This is a genomic window from Glycomyces sp. NPDC050141 (assembly GCF_055586545.1).
Map to the genome: position 1 here is coordinate 23,949 of NZ_JBVJHZ010000023.1, position 14,486 is coordinate 38,434.

Annotated in this window: 11 protein-coding genes and 1 pseudogene; 8 read left to right on the forward strand and 4 right to left on the reverse strand. The window is 71.9% G+C overall.

The window, feature by feature from the left end:
* Window positions 1-148 precede the first annotated feature (148 nt).
* A complete protein-coding gene (locus ACZ60M_RS15045) occupies window positions 149-2,068 on the forward strand; it encodes a glycoside hydrolase family 3 protein (protein ID WP_465418392.1) in 1,920 nt (639 codons plus the stop codon).
* Between the two features lie 13 nt (window positions 2,069-2,081).
* On the opposite strand, the gene ACZ60M_RS15050 is transcribed toward ACZ60M_RS15045, so the two are convergent.
* A complete protein-coding gene (locus ACZ60M_RS15050; protein ID WP_465418394.1) occupies window positions 2,082-2,648 on the reverse strand; it encodes a DinB family protein in 567 nt (188 codons plus the stop codon).
* Between the two features lie 141 nt (window positions 2,649-2,789).
* Between ACZ60M_RS15050 and ACZ60M_RS15055 the strand changes: the two are divergent.
* Window positions 2,790-3,773, forward strand: a pseudogene (locus tag ACZ60M_RS15055) (erythromycin esterase family protein); the annotation flags it as partial.
* Between the two features lie 153 nt (window positions 3,774-3,926).
* On the opposite strand, the gene ACZ60M_RS15060 reads toward ACZ60M_RS15055, so the two are convergent.
* Both ACZ60M_RS15060 and ACZ60M_RS15065 read right to left on the reverse strand, forming a co-directional pair.
* Window positions 3,927-5,051, reverse strand: coding sequence for an NAD(P)/FAD-dependent oxidoreductase (locus tag ACZ60M_RS15060; protein WP_465418396.1), 1,125 nt, complete (start codon window positions 5,049-5,051; stop codon window positions 3,927-3,929).
* 49 nt (window positions 5,052-5,100) lie between these two features.
* The gene (locus ACZ60M_RS15065) at window positions 5,101-5,943 is read right to left on the reverse strand and encodes an RNA polymerase sigma-70 factor (RefSeq protein WP_465418398.1); all 843 of its coding nucleotides are present in this window, start codon (window positions 5,941-5,943) and stop codon (window positions 5,101-5,103) included.
* A 60-nt stretch (window positions 5,944-6,003) separates the two neighbouring features.
* Here ACZ60M_RS15065 and ACZ60M_RS15070 point away from each other — a divergent pair, with 60 nt between their 5' ends.
* The 3 genes from ACZ60M_RS15070 to ACZ60M_RS15080 all read left to right on the forward strand — a co-directional run bounded on the left by ACZ60M_RS15070 (window position 6,004) and on the right by ACZ60M_RS15080 (window position 9,067).
* Window positions 6,004-6,720 (forward strand): YqjF family protein, encoded by a 717-nt coding sequence (locus ACZ60M_RS15070; RefSeq protein ID WP_465418399.1) that lies wholly within the window; start codon window positions 6,004-6,006, stop codon window positions 6,718-6,720.
* 39 nt (window positions 6,721-6,759) lie between these two features.
* Entirely contained in the window at window positions 6,760-7,794 is a 1,035-nt protein-coding gene (locus ACZ60M_RS15075) for a S66 family peptidase (protein ID WP_465418400.1), read from the forward strand.
* A 67-nt stretch (window positions 7,795-7,861) separates the two neighbouring features.
* On the forward strand, window positions 7,862-9,067 hold the full coding sequence (locus ACZ60M_RS15080; RefSeq protein ID WP_465418401.1) for a glycosyltransferase: 1,206 nt from the start codon (window positions 7,862-7,864) through the stop codon (window positions 9,065-9,067).
* 7 nt (window positions 9,068-9,074) lie between these two features.
* Here ACZ60M_RS15080 and ACZ60M_RS15085 read toward each other — a convergent pair whose 3' ends face one another.
* Window positions 9,075-9,737: a cellulose binding domain-containing protein gene (locus tag ACZ60M_RS15085; RefSeq protein WP_465418402.1), complete on the reverse strand. Its 663-nt coding sequence runs from the start codon at window positions 9,735-9,737 to the stop codon at window positions 9,075-9,077.
* Window positions 9,738-10,005: 268 nt separating this feature from the next.
* On the opposite strand from ACZ60M_RS15085, the gene ACZ60M_RS15090 reads away from it, so the two are divergent.
* From ACZ60M_RS15090 to ACZ60M_RS15100, 3 genes are all read left to right on the forward strand, one after another.
* Complete coding sequence (locus tag ACZ60M_RS15090; protein ID WP_465418403.1) at window positions 10,006-12,357, forward strand: FdhF/YdeP family oxidoreductase; 2,352 nt, start codon at window positions 10,006-10,008, stop codon at window positions 12,355-12,357.
* Window positions 12,358-12,390: 33 nt separating this feature from the next.
* Window positions 12,391-13,212: a formate dehydrogenase accessory sulfurtransferase FdhD gene (gene fdhD / locus ACZ60M_RS15095; protein ID WP_465418404.1), complete on the forward strand. Its 822-nt coding sequence runs from the start codon at window positions 12,391-12,393 to the stop codon at window positions 13,210-13,212.
* A gap of 334 nt (window positions 13,213-13,546) precedes the next feature.
* On the forward strand, window positions 13,547-14,389 hold the full coding sequence (locus ACZ60M_RS15100; RefSeq protein ID WP_465418405.1) for an LPXTG cell wall anchor domain-containing protein: 843 nt from the start codon (window positions 13,547-13,549) through the stop codon (window positions 14,387-14,389).
* The last annotated feature ends 97 nt before the right edge of the window (window positions 14,390-14,486 follow it).

A 14,486-nucleotide genomic window follows, 5' to 3' on the forward strand; every position in this document is an offset into this window, starting at 1 on the left:
ATGACGCGTGCCATGTGACATATCACCGAGTCGCCGGGAGGGTCGCGCTGCGCGCCTCGGGCGCCTCTAGACATGGGAGCGCTCTTCCATTACAGTCGAACGAGGTTGGGGCCGTAGTCGATCGCTCACCTCTCAAGGAGCCCGCCCCATGGGCGCACACTTGCCCGCAGTCCTCCGCCGCCCGGCCGTCCTCTGGACGGCCCTGTCCGCCGCGCTCGCCGCCGCCGTGATCACCGTGCTCGTGGTCGTCCCGAGCAAGCCCGACGAACGGTCCTACATGGACCCTGATTCGCCGGTGTCCGACCGCGTCGCCGCACTCCTCGCCCGCATGACGATCGAGGAGAAAGTCGGCCAGATGACGCAGGTCGCGGTGCCCGCGATCGAGGGCGTCCCGTCGGACATCGGGCTGCTCGGCATCGGCTCGCTCCTCAGCGGCGGCTCGGACGCGCTGCACGACACCCCGGAGGGCTGGGCCGGGATGATCGACGGCTTCCAGCGCGAGGCCATGGAGTCGCGCCTGGAGATCCCGCTCATGTACGGGATCGACGCCGTGCACGGCAACGGCGCGCTGCCGGGGGCCGTGGTCTTCCCGCACAACATCGGGCTCGGTGCTGCCCACGACCCGGACCTCGCCGCGCAGGCCGCCGCGGTCACCGCCGCCGAGACGCGCGCGACGGGCGTGCACTGGACGTTCGCGCCGTGCGTGTGCGTGGCCCGCGACAGCCGCTGGGGCCGCACCTACGAGTCCTACGGCGAGGACCCGGGCCTGGCCGTCGAGTACGCAGGTCCCGTGGTTCGGGGCTACCAGGGGGAGGACCTCGCGGCGAACACGAGCGTCCTCGCCACCGCGAAGCACTTCGTAGGCGACGGCGGCACCGCTTTCGGCACCTCCACCACCCCGAACGACCTGCTCCCGTCCGGTTCGGCGTACCTCCTCGACCAGGGAGTCACCAGCGTCACGGAAGACGAGCTGCGCGCGATCCACCTGGCGCCCTTCAAAGCCGCGGTGGACGCGGGCGTCGGCTCGGTGATGGCCTCGTTCTCCTCGACCGACCTGGGCGAGGGCCCGGTGAAGGCCCACGCCGACGCGTACCTCATCAACGAGGTGCTCAAGGGCGAACTCGGCTTCGACGGGTTCGTGGTCTCCGACTGGCAGGCGATCGACCAGATCAGCGACGACTACGCCGAGGCGGTGCGGGTGTCGATCAACGCGGGCGTCGACATGGTCATGGTGCCCTTCGAATACCGCCGCTTCATCGACACGCTCGTGTCTGAAGTGGAGTCCGGCGGGGTGAGCGAGGACCGCATCGACGACGCGGTCGCGCGCATCCTCACGCAGAAGTTCGCGCTGGGCCTGTTCGAGGAGCCGTACGCCGACACCTCCGGCGCGGCCGACATCGGCTCGGCCGAGCACCGCGAGCTCGCCCGCCGAGCCGCTGCGGCGTCGCAGACGCTGCTGCGCAACGACCGCGATCTCTTGCCGCTCGCGGCTGACGCGTCGGTCTACGTCGCCGGTTCGGGCGCGGACTCGCTCGGGCGCCAGATGGGCGGCTGGACCGCCTCCTGGCAGGGCAGCGTGGACGCGGTCACCGAGGGCACCAGCATCCTCGCCGGGATGGGGGAGGTCGCGCCGGACGCGTCGATCACCTACAGCGAGAACGCGTCAGAGCCGATCGGCGATGCGGAGGTCGGGGTCGTCGTGGTCGCCGAGGACCCGTACGCCGAGGGCGTGGGCGACGCGGGCGCGGGCGCGCACGACATGCGCGTGTCCGATGCGGACGCCGCCGCGATCGACACTGTCTGCGCCGCAGTGGACTGCGTGGTCATCGTCGTCTCGGGCCGCCCGATCGAGATCACCTCGCACCTCGCCCAGGTCGACGCGCTCGTGGCGGCCTGGCTGCCGGGCAGCGAGGGCGCCGGCGTCGCCGATCCGCTCTTCGGCACCACGCCGTACGGCGGCCGCCTGCCGGTGACGTGGCCGCGCGCGAACGACCAGGAGCCCATGAACGTCGGCGACGACGGCTACGACCCGCTGTTCCCCTTCGGGTACGGCCTCCAGACCGCCTGAGCGCGACCGGGGCTCAGCGGCCGAGGCCCTCGGCACGGTAGAGGTCGCGGAGGAGGCAGATCTCGGCGCCGTGGGCCATGACCTCGCGGTTGAGGTGGAGGACGAGGTCCGCCATGGTGTCCTCGGCGAACCAGGCGCCTTTCGGCCCGAGCGGCCGTTCGATCGCGGCGCCGTCGAGGGCGCGCACGCCGTCGCGCCAGTGCGCGTAGGCGGCTTCGAGCATGTCGACGGCGTCGTCGGCGGTACCGGGCAGCGGGTCGGGCCATAGGCGCTGGTCCCACATGTCCGCGTCCTCCAGGCTCGCATGGGGTCCGAAGAACGCGCGGGCGCGGATGCCGAGCACGTCTCGTCCGATGTGGACCATTCGCCAGGCGATGGTGGTGACCGGCGGCGGTTCGGGGGCGGGGTCGGTCTGATCGGCGGCGAGGGCGCCGTCGGGGCCGGGCCGCAGGCTCCAGCATTCGGCGACGGGCTCCCACAGGTACTCGTCGTCGGTGAGACCCTCCAGGCGCGGCCGGAGGTGGAAGTCCCAGTAGAACTCGAGCTGCCCGAGGATCGCCTCGGGCCATCGCATCGTCATGCCCCGACCTTAGGGCACGGGTCCGACGCACCGTCGTCTCGCGCTGGGCCGCATTCACCCCGTTTTGAGGCTTCGGTGCCTGCAGTCGAGTCCTGGCCCGGTGAAAGTGTCAACCGTACTTTCAACGATACGTTTGAGGCCATGACTCAGGACCTCCGCGATTTCGTGACCGACGCCCACCGCCTCGTCGCCCTCGGCGAGCCCGACCACCGTGAGCCCGCGTTCGGCGCGGTCCGCAACGAGCTGTTCGCGCAGCTCGCCGAGCACGGCTTCCGGTCGTTCGCGCTCGAGTCGGACCGGGTGGCCGCGTTCGCCGTGGACGACTACGTCCGGCACGGCACCGGCTCGCTCGATGCGGTTATGGCGCAGGGCTTCTCGCACGGTTTCGGCGCGTTCGAGGCGAACCTCGCGCTCGTGGCGTGGATGCGCGAGTACAACACCGGCCGCGCCCCGGCCGACCGGCTCGCGTTCCACGGCATCGACGCGCCGTTCGAGTTCACCGCGGAGAGCCCCCGCCGCTACCTCGAGCACGTCGCGCGCTATCTCGGTCTCGACCTCGACATCCGTTCCCTCGCAGGGGAGGACGGGCACTGGTCGGGCATGGAGGCGGTCACCGATCCGTCCCGGTCCCCGGGCGGCAGCCTGGAGGCCGCGCAGCTGCGCGTGATCGCCGACGACCTGCTCAACGAGCTCTACCTCCGCGCCCCCGAACTCGTCCCTGCGTCCCGTGCGCAATGGGACCGCGCCCGCGTGCACGCGACGACCGCGCTGGGGCTGCTGCGCTACCACCGGGAGGCGGCCCGGCCCGGCGAGGACGGCGCCCGGTGGAGCCGCCTCGGTGCCGTCCGGGACGCGGTCATGGCGCAGAACATGCTCGACATCCTCGACCTGGAGGCCGACCGGGGCCCGACCCTCCTCTACGGACACAACCTCCACATCCAGCGGAACCCGAGCCGGATGTCCATGGGCGGCATGGACCTCGAGTGGTCCGGGACGGGCGCGATCCTGGCGTCGCTGCTGGGGGACCGGTACGCGTGCGTCGTGGGCAGCCTCGGCCGCAGCGAGGGCATCGGCGTGCCCGCGCCCGCCCCGGACACCCGTGAAGGGCGCCTGCAGGAGCGCTTCGACTCGTGGGGCCTGGTCGCCGCCGCCGACGTCCCGGAAGCGTCCGAGCGGGCCGACCTGACCGCGCCGCAGGGCCCCTTCCCGCTGGATCGATTGATGCTTGAAGGGGCCGATGCCGTGCTCCATGTGAGCGAGGGCCGTGCGGCGCGGGCGTTACGCCACAACGGGGTTGCGGCGGCCGCCGGTGCGTCCGGTCATGCGGGCCGGGACCGACATCCGCGACCGGTAGAACTTCAGGGGGCTGCCGCTGACCGCCTCCTTGTAGGCGATCGCGGCCTTCCCCTTGAGGTACCAGCGGCTCGGGGTGTCGTCGTGGTTGGTGAACTGGATGACGGCGTCCCTGCGGCCGAGCGAGACCGGCTGGTGGATGTAGCCGAACCGGAACGGCTTGGGCGCCTTGCCCTTCAAGACGCGGGTGACCGACTCGGCGGTGTGCGCGGCCGAGGGGATGCCGCTCTGGCAGGTGCCGTGGATGACGCCGTAGGCCTGGCGGATCGCGGCGGCGTCCCCGATCGCGAAGATCTCCGGGTGCGAGACCGACCGGAGCCCCGAGTCGACGAGGACCCGTCCCGTGTCGTCGACCGCGATCCCGGCTTCGGCGGCGAGCGGCGCCCACCGCACTCCAGTCGTCCACAGTGTCGTGTCGGTGGCGAGCTTCTGCCCGTCTTCGAGGACGACCGCGTCGGGCAAGACCTCGGCCACGGTGACGCCGGTGCGCACCTCGACGCCGAGCCGCTCGAGCACGGCCCTCATGTAGGCCTTCGCCTTGGGGCCCATCATCGATCCGGGCTCGCCGCGGCTGAGCAGCCGCACCCGCATGTCCGGGTAGGCCTCGGCGATCTCGGCGGCGGCCTCGATGCCGGTGAGCCCGGCCCCGCACACGGTGAGGACGCCGTCGGGCCGCTCGCGCAGGCGCACGGCGAGCGCCGGGTCGTCGATGGTGAAGGCGCCCTGGACCTTCCGGGTGGCGCTGCCGATCGCGTACACGAGCAGGTCGTAGCGCAGCTCGCTCCCGTCGGCGAGCGCGACGGTGCGCGCGTCGGCGTCGATCGCGGCGGCCCGTCCCTCGACGAAGCGGATGCCCGCCGGTGCGACGAGGTCGGGGATGCGGTGGTCGCCGAGCTCCTGGCCTGCGGCGACCTGGTGCTGGCGGAGCCGCTCGTTGAAGCGGTCGGTCGGGTTGAGGATCGTGACGCGGGCGTGCTTGTTGCGGCGCGCGATGCCGTGGGCGGCCATCATGCCGGTGTAGCCGGCGCCGATAACGAGGATGTCATTCATGCCCCAAGGACGAGACGCCCCCGCGAAACGTGAGTCAATGTGACCACCGTCACACTGCTCCGAGTTTCTTGGGGTTGCTGACCAGGTGAATCTCCTCGATCACCCCGTCCACGAGGTACAGCATGACGACCACCGCGGCCGCCCCGCCCGACCGGACCACGATCGCCGGGCCGCCGTTCACCTCTTCGAACCCGACGCTCGGGTCCTCCGGCATACGCCCCGCGAACGTGATCAGCGCGTTCGCCACCAGCTCCAGGCCCTGCAGCGTGCGGCGCGGCGCCGGGGCCAGCCCGCCCCCGTCGCACACCAGCGTCACGTCCGGCGCCAGGACCGCCATCAGCCCCGCCAGGTCCCCGCCCGCCGAAGCCTCCAGAAAGGACTCCGCCGCGCGCCTGCGCGTCACCGGGTCCGTGTCGTACCGGCGCCGCCGCGCCTCCACATGCTCCCGGGCCCGCATCGCCGTCTGCCGCACCGACGCCTCACTGCGGTCCAAGACTTCACCGATCTCCTTGTGCGAGTAACCGAACGCCTCCCGCAGCACGAACACCGCCCGCTCCAGCGGCGACAGCGTCTCCAGCACCAGCAGCATCGCCGACGACACCGTGTCCGCCAGCGCCACGTCATCGGCCACGTCCCCGCCCGTGAGCACCGGCTCCGGCAGCCACGGACCCACATACGACTCGCGCCGCACCTGCGCGCTCCGCAACCGGTCGATCGCCAACCGCGTCGTCACCTTCACCAGGTACGCCGTCGGGTCCTCCACCGCGCCCGCATCGACCCCATTCCAGCGCAGCCACGCCTCCTGCACGATGTCCTCGGCGTCCGACACCGTCCCCAGCACCCGGTACGCCACGGCCTGCAGCAGCCCGCGCCGGTCCTCGAAGATCTCCACGCCCGCAGCGTAAGCGCCCGACCCCCACCGCCGCCACCCCGGCCCTGCGATCCTGGGGGCATGCACCCGCAGCCCGTCACGCCCGACCCGCCCGAACCGATCACCCGGCCCCTGCTCACCCAGACCTGGACCGACCTCGCCTTCCTCCACTGGCCCGTCCCCGTCGCCGACGCCGCCCGCCTCGTCCCGCCCGGCACGGTCCCCGACACCTTCGACGGCCGGACCTATGTCGGCCTCGTCCCCTTCCGCATGCACCGCGCCGGCTGGTTCCGCCTCCCCGGCATCCCCTACCTCGGCACCTTCCCCGAGACCAACGTCCGCCTCTACACCGTCGACGCGCAGGGCCGCCGCGGCGTCGCCTTCCGCTCCCTCGACGCCGCCCGCCTCGTCCCCGTCCTCGCCGCCCGCACCGGCTTCCACCTGCCCTACACGTGGTCCCGCATGGACCTCCGCACCACCGGCGCCACCCGCACCTACACCTCGACCCGCCGCTGGCCCGGACCCCGCGGCGCCCGCGCCCGCATCACCGTCCGCACCGGCGCGCCCCTGACCGACCCGACCCCGCTCGAGCATTTCCTCACCGCCCGCTGGGGACTCCACCACACCGTCGCCGGGCGCCTGAAGTACCTCCGCAACGACCATCCGCGCTGGCCGCTGCACCGGGCCGAGCTCCTCGAATGCGACGAGAACCTGTTGGCCGCAGCGGGACTGGAGGTCTCGGGCGAGCCGGTGAGCGTGCTCGCCTCGCCGGGCGTCGCGGTGCGCTTCGCCCGCTGACCGGCCGCGCCGGGCCGGTGCCGCCGGTAGCCTGTGCGAGTGCTCTACCCGCCGAAACCTGTTCCGGGCGACCGGGTCGCGATCGTCTCGCCGTCTTCGGGCCTGCCCGCGGTGCTGCCCCTGCCGTACGAGCTGGGCCTGCGCCGCCTGACCGAGTCGTTCGGGCTCGTGCCGGTCGAGTACCCGGCGACGCGGCGGATGGGTGCGAGCCCGGCCGACCGCGCCGCCGACCTGCACGCGGCGTTCGCCGACCCGTCGGTGAAAGCGGTGATCGCCAGCATCGGCGGGGACGACCAGATCACGGTGCTCCCGTATCTCGACCGCGACCTGATCGCGGCGAACCCCAAGCCGTTCTTCGGGTTCAGCGACTGTACGAACCTGCTCGCGTACCTCGCCGAGACCGGAATCGTCGGCTTCCACGGCGGGACGGTCATGACCGCGTTCGGCCGGCCCGGCGCGATGCACCCGGCGACCGAGGCGTCCCTGCGGGCCGCGCTGTTCACCTCAGGGCCCTTCGTGCTCACCGAGCCGGCGGAGTTCGGCGAGACCTCGGGGGACTGGGCCGACCCGGCCACGTTCGCGCACCCGCCCGCGATGCGCGCGGCCGCGCCCTGGGAATGGCGCAACCCCGGCCCGGCGGTCGAGGGCCCGACCTGGGGCGGGAACCTGGAGATCGTGTCGTGGCTGCTCATGGCCGACCGCTGCGTCCCGGACCCGGACCGGTTCGACGGTGCGGTGCTGTGCTTGGAGACCTCGGAGGAGATGCCGAGCGCCACGGACGTGTACCGCGTCCTGCGGTCGATCGGCGAGCGCGGCCTGCTGCAGCGGTGCGCGGCGTTCCTCATGGGGCGGCCCAAATCCTCCAGTATGGACCGCAGGCTCGACGAGGCCGACGCGGACCGGTTCCGCGCCGAGCAGCGCGAAGCGGTCCTGCGCGCCCTCGACGAGTACGCGCCCGCGACTCCCGCCGTGCTCGGCGTCGACTTCGGACACACCGACCCGCAGCTCGTCATCCCCTACGGCGGCACGGTCTGCGTCGACGGCGAGGCCCGCACCCTCACTGCGACCTACTGAACCCGCTGCGCTTGCATCCGCACCCCAGAATGGGCGGCTCAGCCGATACCGTTCGAACGGAGGCGCGATGCGGGTGCTGCTCTCGACCTACGGTTCGCGCGGCGACGTCGAACCGGTCGCCGCACTCGCCGTCGCCCTCCGCGCGCTCGGCGCGGAAGCGGTGGTGTGCGCGCCGCCCGACCCCGAGTTCGCGCGGCTGCTCGCCGCCGCCGACATCCCGATGGTCCCGGCCGGGCAGCCCGTGCGGCCCCTCGTGACCGGCACCGCGCCACCATCTACAGGAGACTTCACCGCGCAGACAGACGCGATCCTCACCGAACACTTCACCCAGATCAGCACGGCCGCAACCGGATGCGACGCGATCGTCGCGACCGGCATGTTCCCCGTCGCCGCCGCGGCCCGCACCGCCGCCGACGCGCTCGGGCTCCGCTACCGCCACGTCAGCCTCCAACCGGTGCTCCTGCCCTCAAGCGGCCACCCGCCGCCCGAACGGCCCGGGCGGCCCCTCCCGGCAGGCCCCGACAACCGGGCGCTCTGGGCCCACGACGCCGCCAGCATGCAGTTCCTCTACGGCGAACCGGTCAACCGGCTCCGGGCCGCGAACGGACTGCCGCCCCTCCAGAACGTCCGCGACCACGTCCACACCGCGCACCCCTGGCTCGCCACCGACCCCGTCCTCGACCCCCTGCACCCCAGCGACCACACCATCGTGCAGACCGGCCCGTGGCTCCTCACGGACCGGCGCCCGCTCCCCGCCGCGCTCGAAGCGTTCCTGGACGCCGGACCGCCACCCGTCTACATCGGATTCGGCAGCATCCCCATGCGCCCCAAAGGCGACATCGCCCGCATCGCCGTCGGCGCCGCCCGCAGGCAGCACCGCCGCGTCATCCTCGCCAGCGGCTGGGCCGATCTCGCCCGCATTGACGACCGCGACGACTGCATCACCGCAGGCGACATCAACCAGCAACTGCTCTTCCCACGCGTCGCCGCCGTCGTCCACCACGGCGGCGCGGGCACCACCACGGCCGCCGCGCTCGCGGGCACGCCCCAGACCGTCCTCCCGCAGATCGTCGACCAGCCCTACTGGGCCCGCCGCGTCACCGAACTCGGCATCGGCACCGCTCACACCGGCCCGACCCTCACCACCCGGTCCCTAGCGGCCGCAATCGAAACCGCCCTCACGCCCGAGGTCCGCGCCCGCGCCGCCGCCACGGCCGCCCGAATCCGCACCGACGGCGCCGCCGCAGCGGCGAAACGCCTCCTCGACTCCTGAACCCGCGTCACGACAGGGCCGTGCACGGCACCGAACCGGGCAGCTCCGGCTGGCCGTCGACCTCCGCCTGGAACCCCGCCACCGCGTCCTCGCCCGGATCGAGACGGGCGTTCCAGTCCTCACTCCCGAACCAGCCGCGGTCGAGCTCCCGCATATTCCAGTAGTGGTAGATCGACACGTCGCGCAGATCCAGATCGATCTCCCACGCCGCCAACGCGACACCGCCCGAGTTGACCACCTCGACGCTCACCTCCACCGAGTCCTCCCACGCCTGTTCCACAGTGAGGCTCGCCGTACACGCCGCCGCCCCGCCCTCCTCGACCGCCGCCGACGTCTCCACGGGCTCGGACGGGCCCGCACTCGAAGGCGACTCCGAAACGGCGGCATCGGAAGACGGCGCCGCCGACGACTCCGAAGGCGACTCGACCGCCGCACTCGTCGCATGCACCGAAGCCGCCGACTCGCCCGCACCCTCCGGAATGGACAGCGACTCCAGACCCTCCACCACACTCACCGCGTCACGCTCAGGATCATCACCGAACACCCCGAACTGCCACAGCGCGACCGCCACCGCAACCGCCGACACCCCGCCCAGCACCTGCAGCAGACGCCCGTGCAGACGGCCGCTCACACCCGGCGCACCACCATGCGCGCCACCGGACTCCGCCACCGCCACCGCCTTCCACACAGGACCGCGACACGGAGCCAGGAGGGAGGACCCGCGCCGGTCCGCACTCCACAGGGTACCCGGACCACTACCCCGAGACAGCCCCCGCCGAATCGCCCCGATACCCCCTTGAACTGGGACGACAACCCGAAACCACCCCGCTCCACCACGAAACCCGGCCCGCCCCGCACCCGCTCTGCACGCACACCCCGCACCCCGCCACCGACGAGTTCACCACCGAACCCGCCGGGCCCCGACCTACACTTTCCCGATGAGCAAGGCGCCCGAACACGACCCCGCCCAGGACAGCCCCCGCGTCCGACCCCCGCAGCACCACGCCGTCGGCCTCCCCGCCGTCGCAGGCTCCCTCCGCCACGTCCACACCCAAGCGGGCACCAAACGCGGCCTCCCACTCCTGCGCAACATCAACCAGACCAACGGCTTCGACTGCCCCGGCTGCGCCTGGCCCGAACCCGCCCACCGCCACCCCGCCGAATTCTGCGAGAACGGCGCCAAAGCCGTCGCCGAAGAAGGCACCCGCCGCCGCGTCGACCCCGAATTCTTCACCCGCCACCCCCTCACCGACCTCGCCGAGAAGACCGGCTACTGGCTCGGCCAGCAAGGCCGCCTCACCCACCCCGCCTACCTCCCCGCAGGCGCCACCCACTACCAGCCCATCACCTGGGACGACGCCTACCGGCTCATCGCCGACGAACTCACCGGCCTCGACACCCCCGACGCCGCCGCGTTCTACACCTCCGGCCGCACCAGCAACGAAGCCGCGTTCCTCTACCAACTCATGGCCCGCAAACTCGGCACCAACAACCTCCCCGACTGCAGCAACATGTGCCACGAATCCTCAGGCGCCGCCCTCTCCGAGACCATCGGCATCGGCAAAGGCAGCGTCACCCTCGACGACCTCCACCAAGCCGACCTCGTCATCGTCGCCGGACAGAACCCCGGCACCAACCACCCGCGCATGCTCACCGCCCTCGAACACGCCAAACGCGCCGGCGCCCGCATCGCCCACGTCAATCCCCTCCCCGAAGCCGGGATGCAGCGCTTCAAGAACCCCCAGACCGCGCGCGGGCTCGCCGGACGCGGCACCCAGCTCACCGACCTCTTCCTCCAGATCAAAGTCGGCGGCGACCTCGCCCTCTTCAGCATCCTCAACCGCATGATCCTGCGCGCCGCCCAGACCCGCCCCGACGCCGTCGACCGCGACTTCATCGACACCCACACCCACGGCTTCGACGCATTCGCCGCCCACCACGGCGCCGACGACCCCGACGGCGACGCCGCCGCGCTCGCTGATGCGGTCGAGCTGACGGGCCTGGCGGCGGAGGAGATCGAGCGGCTGCTGGCGATGGTCCTGGCCGCCGACAAGATCGTGGTGTGCTGGGCGATGGGCCTGACGCAGCACCGGCACGCCGTGCCGACGATCCGCGAGGTCGTCGCGTTCCTGCTGCTGCGCGGCAACATCGGGCGGCCGGGCGCTGGAGTGTGCCCGGTACGCGGGCACTCGAACGTGCAGGGCGACCGGACGATGGGCATCTGGGAGCGCATGCCCGACCGGTTCCTGGACGCGCTGGGCACCGAGTTCGATTTCGCGCCGCCGCGCGACCACGGCCTGGACACGGTGGAGACGATCCGGGCGATGCGCGAGGGCCGCGTCAAGGTCTTCTTCGCGATGGGCGGCAACTTCGTGGCGGCCACGCCGGACACGGCCGCGACGGAGGAGGCGATGCGCGGGTGCTCCCTGACGGTGCACGTGTCGACGAAGCTCAACCGGTCGCACGTGGTGACGGGCGCGCGGGCGCTCATCCTGCCCGCGCTGGGCCGCACGGACGTGGACGCGCCCGGCGGGCGCGAGCAGTTCGTCACGGTCGAAGACTCGATGGGGATTGTGCACGCCTCGCGGGGGAGCGTCCCGGCGCTGAGCCCGGAGATGCGCTCGGAGGTCGCGATCGTGGCCGGGCTGGCGCGGGCGGTGTTCGGGCCGGGCGACCCGGTGCCGTGGGAGGAGTTCGCGGCGGACTACGACCTGGTGCGGGAGCGGATCGAGCGGGTCGTGCCGGGGTTCGACGAGTACAACGCGCGCGCCCGCGTCCCGGGCGGGTTCGCGCTGCCGCACGCGCCGCGCGACGGGCGCGTGTTCCCCACGGCCACCGGCAAGGCGAACTTCACGGTGAACCCGGTGACGTCGCCGGAGGCGGGGCCGGGGCGGCTGCTGCTGCAGACGCTGCGCAGCCACGACCAGTTCAACACCACGATCTACGGCCTCGACGACCGCTACCGGGGCATCCACGACGGGCGGCGGGTGGTGCTGGTCCACCCCGAGGACGCGGCCGAGCTCGGCCTGGTGGACGGCGCGTTCTGCGACCTGGTGAGCGAGTGGTCGGACGGGGACCGGCGCGCGCCGCATTTCCGGGTCGTCCACTACCCGACGGCGCGCGGCTGCGCCGCCGCGTACTTCCCGGAGACGAACGTGCTCGTGCCGCTCGACTCGGTCGCGGAGTTCAGCAACACCCCGACGTCGAAGTCGATCGTGGTGCGCTTCGAGCCCGACAGCGGCGAGCTGACCGGAGCCGCGACGCCCGGCCGCGCTATACAAGACGAGTAGCGCTCGCCGAATCTGAAGGGAACCTGAAGCCGCATGGGTCGCGTCACCGTCCGCCGCAAGACCGTTCGCGTCGCGGGGGAGCACCGCTCCGTGCGGGTCGACACCCTCGCCGTCGAGGAACCCCTCGAACTGCGGGTCGGAGGCGAATCGCTGCAGGTCACCATGCGCACTCCCGGGGACGACTTCGACCTCGCGGCCGGGTTCCTGCTCGCCGAGGGCGTCATCACCCGGCCCCGCGACATCGTGAGCATGCGCTACTGCGCCGGCGTCGACGCGGACGGCGAGCAGACCTACAACCTCCTCGACATCGTCCTCGCCGCCGACGTGGCGGCCCCGCCGAAGTCGGCGAAGCGGAACACGACGGTGACCTCGGCGTGCGGGGTGTGCGGCAAGGACAGCCTCGAGGACGTCCGCACGAAGGCCGCGTGGAGCGTCGCCGAGGACGACACCGCAGTCAGTGCCGACACGCTCGCGTCGCTGCCCGCACAGCTGCGCAAGGCGCAGAAGATCTTCGACCGCACCGGCGGTCTCCACGCCGCCGGGCTCTTCACCGCCGACGGGACGCTCCTCACCGCGAAAGAGGACGTGGGCCGGCACAACGCGGTCGACAAGGTCCTCGGGCAGGCCCTCCGCGAGGGGCAGGTCCCGTTGCGCGGCAAGGTCCTGGCCGTCTCCGGCCGGGCCTCCTTCGAACTCGTCCAGAAGGCGGTCATGGCCGGAATCCCCGTCCTCGCAGCGGTTTCGGCCCCGTCGTCGCTCGCCGCAGAGCTCGCCGAGGAGTCCGGGCTGACGCTCGCGGGCTTCGTCCGCGAGGACACGATGAACCTCTACAGCCGGCCCGACCGCATCGTCTGACCCACCGGTAACTTTGCAGCACTAGTACTTTCGGTCAGGTCCGAATAACTGTTCGGGGGATATCGACGTGGTGGAAACCATGTTTATCCTAAAACGGAACCATTCGATCCTTGCCTAACGAGTTGATCGTCTTCGATGAGTTCTTACGCCTGACCATCGGTCCCGGCCGCGCATCCTCCGGTTGAGACCCCCACGGGTGAGCACCCGCGGCAATCGGCCGCGCAGCGCGCCCGTTCTGCGCACGGCGCCGTGCCCGCGATCCGGCGCCGCCGGAAGTTACTGCGCCCATTCGCTTTCGCGTGCCCACGACCGGCACATCCACCGGGAGGCGACCATGTCTCTCAAGTCATTCCTGCGGGGCACGGTGTTCGCCGGCGCCTCCGCATTCCTTATCGCAATTCCGATGACCGCCAGCGCCTCGCACGGCGTGGACGTCGATGTAGACATCAATCCAGGGAACATCCCAACCACCGCCGAGGACTTCGGCGGCGGCTGCGATAACCTTCCCGAGCTCGGCGAGTTCGAGGACGGCTGGGTGTTCGTGCTTCCAGCGGAAGGCGATCCCGCCGCCCACTTCAACTCGCTCTCGGCGACCTTCGAGGACAACGAGGGCGGCGAGCAGACGCTCGGCGGCACGCTCGTCGAGGGTTCGGGTGACAACAAGGCCTACGTCGTCACCGAGGCGGGCTGGACGCTCATCGGCGCGTCCGCGTCGATCAACACGGTGGAGGGCGGCGCCGATTCGTTCAACCTGACGCACGCCTGCCCCGGGACGCCTCCGCCTGAGGAGCCTCCGCCGGAGGAACCGCCTCCGGAAGAGCCTCCGCCAGAGGAACCGCCGCCCGAGGAGCCTCCGCCTGAAGAACCGCCTCCGGAAGAGCCTCCGCCTGAGGAGCCTCCGCCGGAAGAACCGCCTGCTGAAGAACCTCCCGCCGAGGAGCCGCCTGCCGAGGAGCCCCCGGCCGCGCAGGAGCCCCCCGCTGAGGAGGAAGCTCCGATGCAGGAAGAGGAGGAGCAGGCACCCGCTCCCGAGGAAGAGGAGTCCGAGCCTCCGGCACAGCTGCCGAAGACCGGCGAGGAACTCACCGGCCTGCTGCTCGCAGCGGGCGCGCTCACGGCAGCCGGCCTGGGCGCCTACCTCTTCGGCCGTCGTCGCGGCCCCAGCGGTACCGATTAACCGACCTTCTACAGGCCCCGGCGAGCTGAGTGCGCCGGGGCTTCAATCTGCCCGGCGCCGGGCCGAGTCCTGCGTGGAGCGCGGGGAGTTTCGGAAA

Coding starts and splice junctions, on each gene's coding strand:
- ACZ60M_RS15045 (WP_465418392.1), top strand. CDS start 149: ATGGGCGCACACTTGCCCGCAGTCCTCCGCCGCCCGGCCGTCCTCTGG.
- ACZ60M_RS15050 (WP_465418394.1), bottom strand. CDS start 2,648: ATGACGATGCGATGGCCCGAGGCGATCCTCGGGCAGCTCGAGTTCTAC.
- ACZ60M_RS15060 (WP_465418396.1), bottom strand. CDS start 5,051: ATGAATGACATCCTCGTTATCGGCGCCGGCTACACCGGCATGATGGCC.
- ACZ60M_RS15070 (WP_465418399.1), top strand. CDS start 6,004: ATGCACCCGCAGCCCGTCACGCCCGACCCGCCCGAACCGATCACCCGG.
- ACZ60M_RS15080 (WP_465418401.1), top strand. CDS start 7,862: ATGCGGGTGCTGCTCTCGACCTACGGTTCGCGCGGCGACGTCGAACCG.
- ACZ60M_RS15090 (WP_465418403.1), top strand. CDS start 10,006: ATGAGCAAGGCGCCCGAACACGACCCCGCCCAGGACAGCCCCCGCGTC.
- fdhD (WP_465418404.1), top strand. CDS start 12,391: ATGGGTCGCGTCACCGTCCGCCGCAAGACCGTTCGCGTCGCGGGGGAG.
- ACZ60M_RS15100 (WP_465418405.1), top strand. CDS start 13,547: ATGTCTCTCAAGTCATTCCTGCGGGGCACGGTGTTCGCCGGCGCCTCC.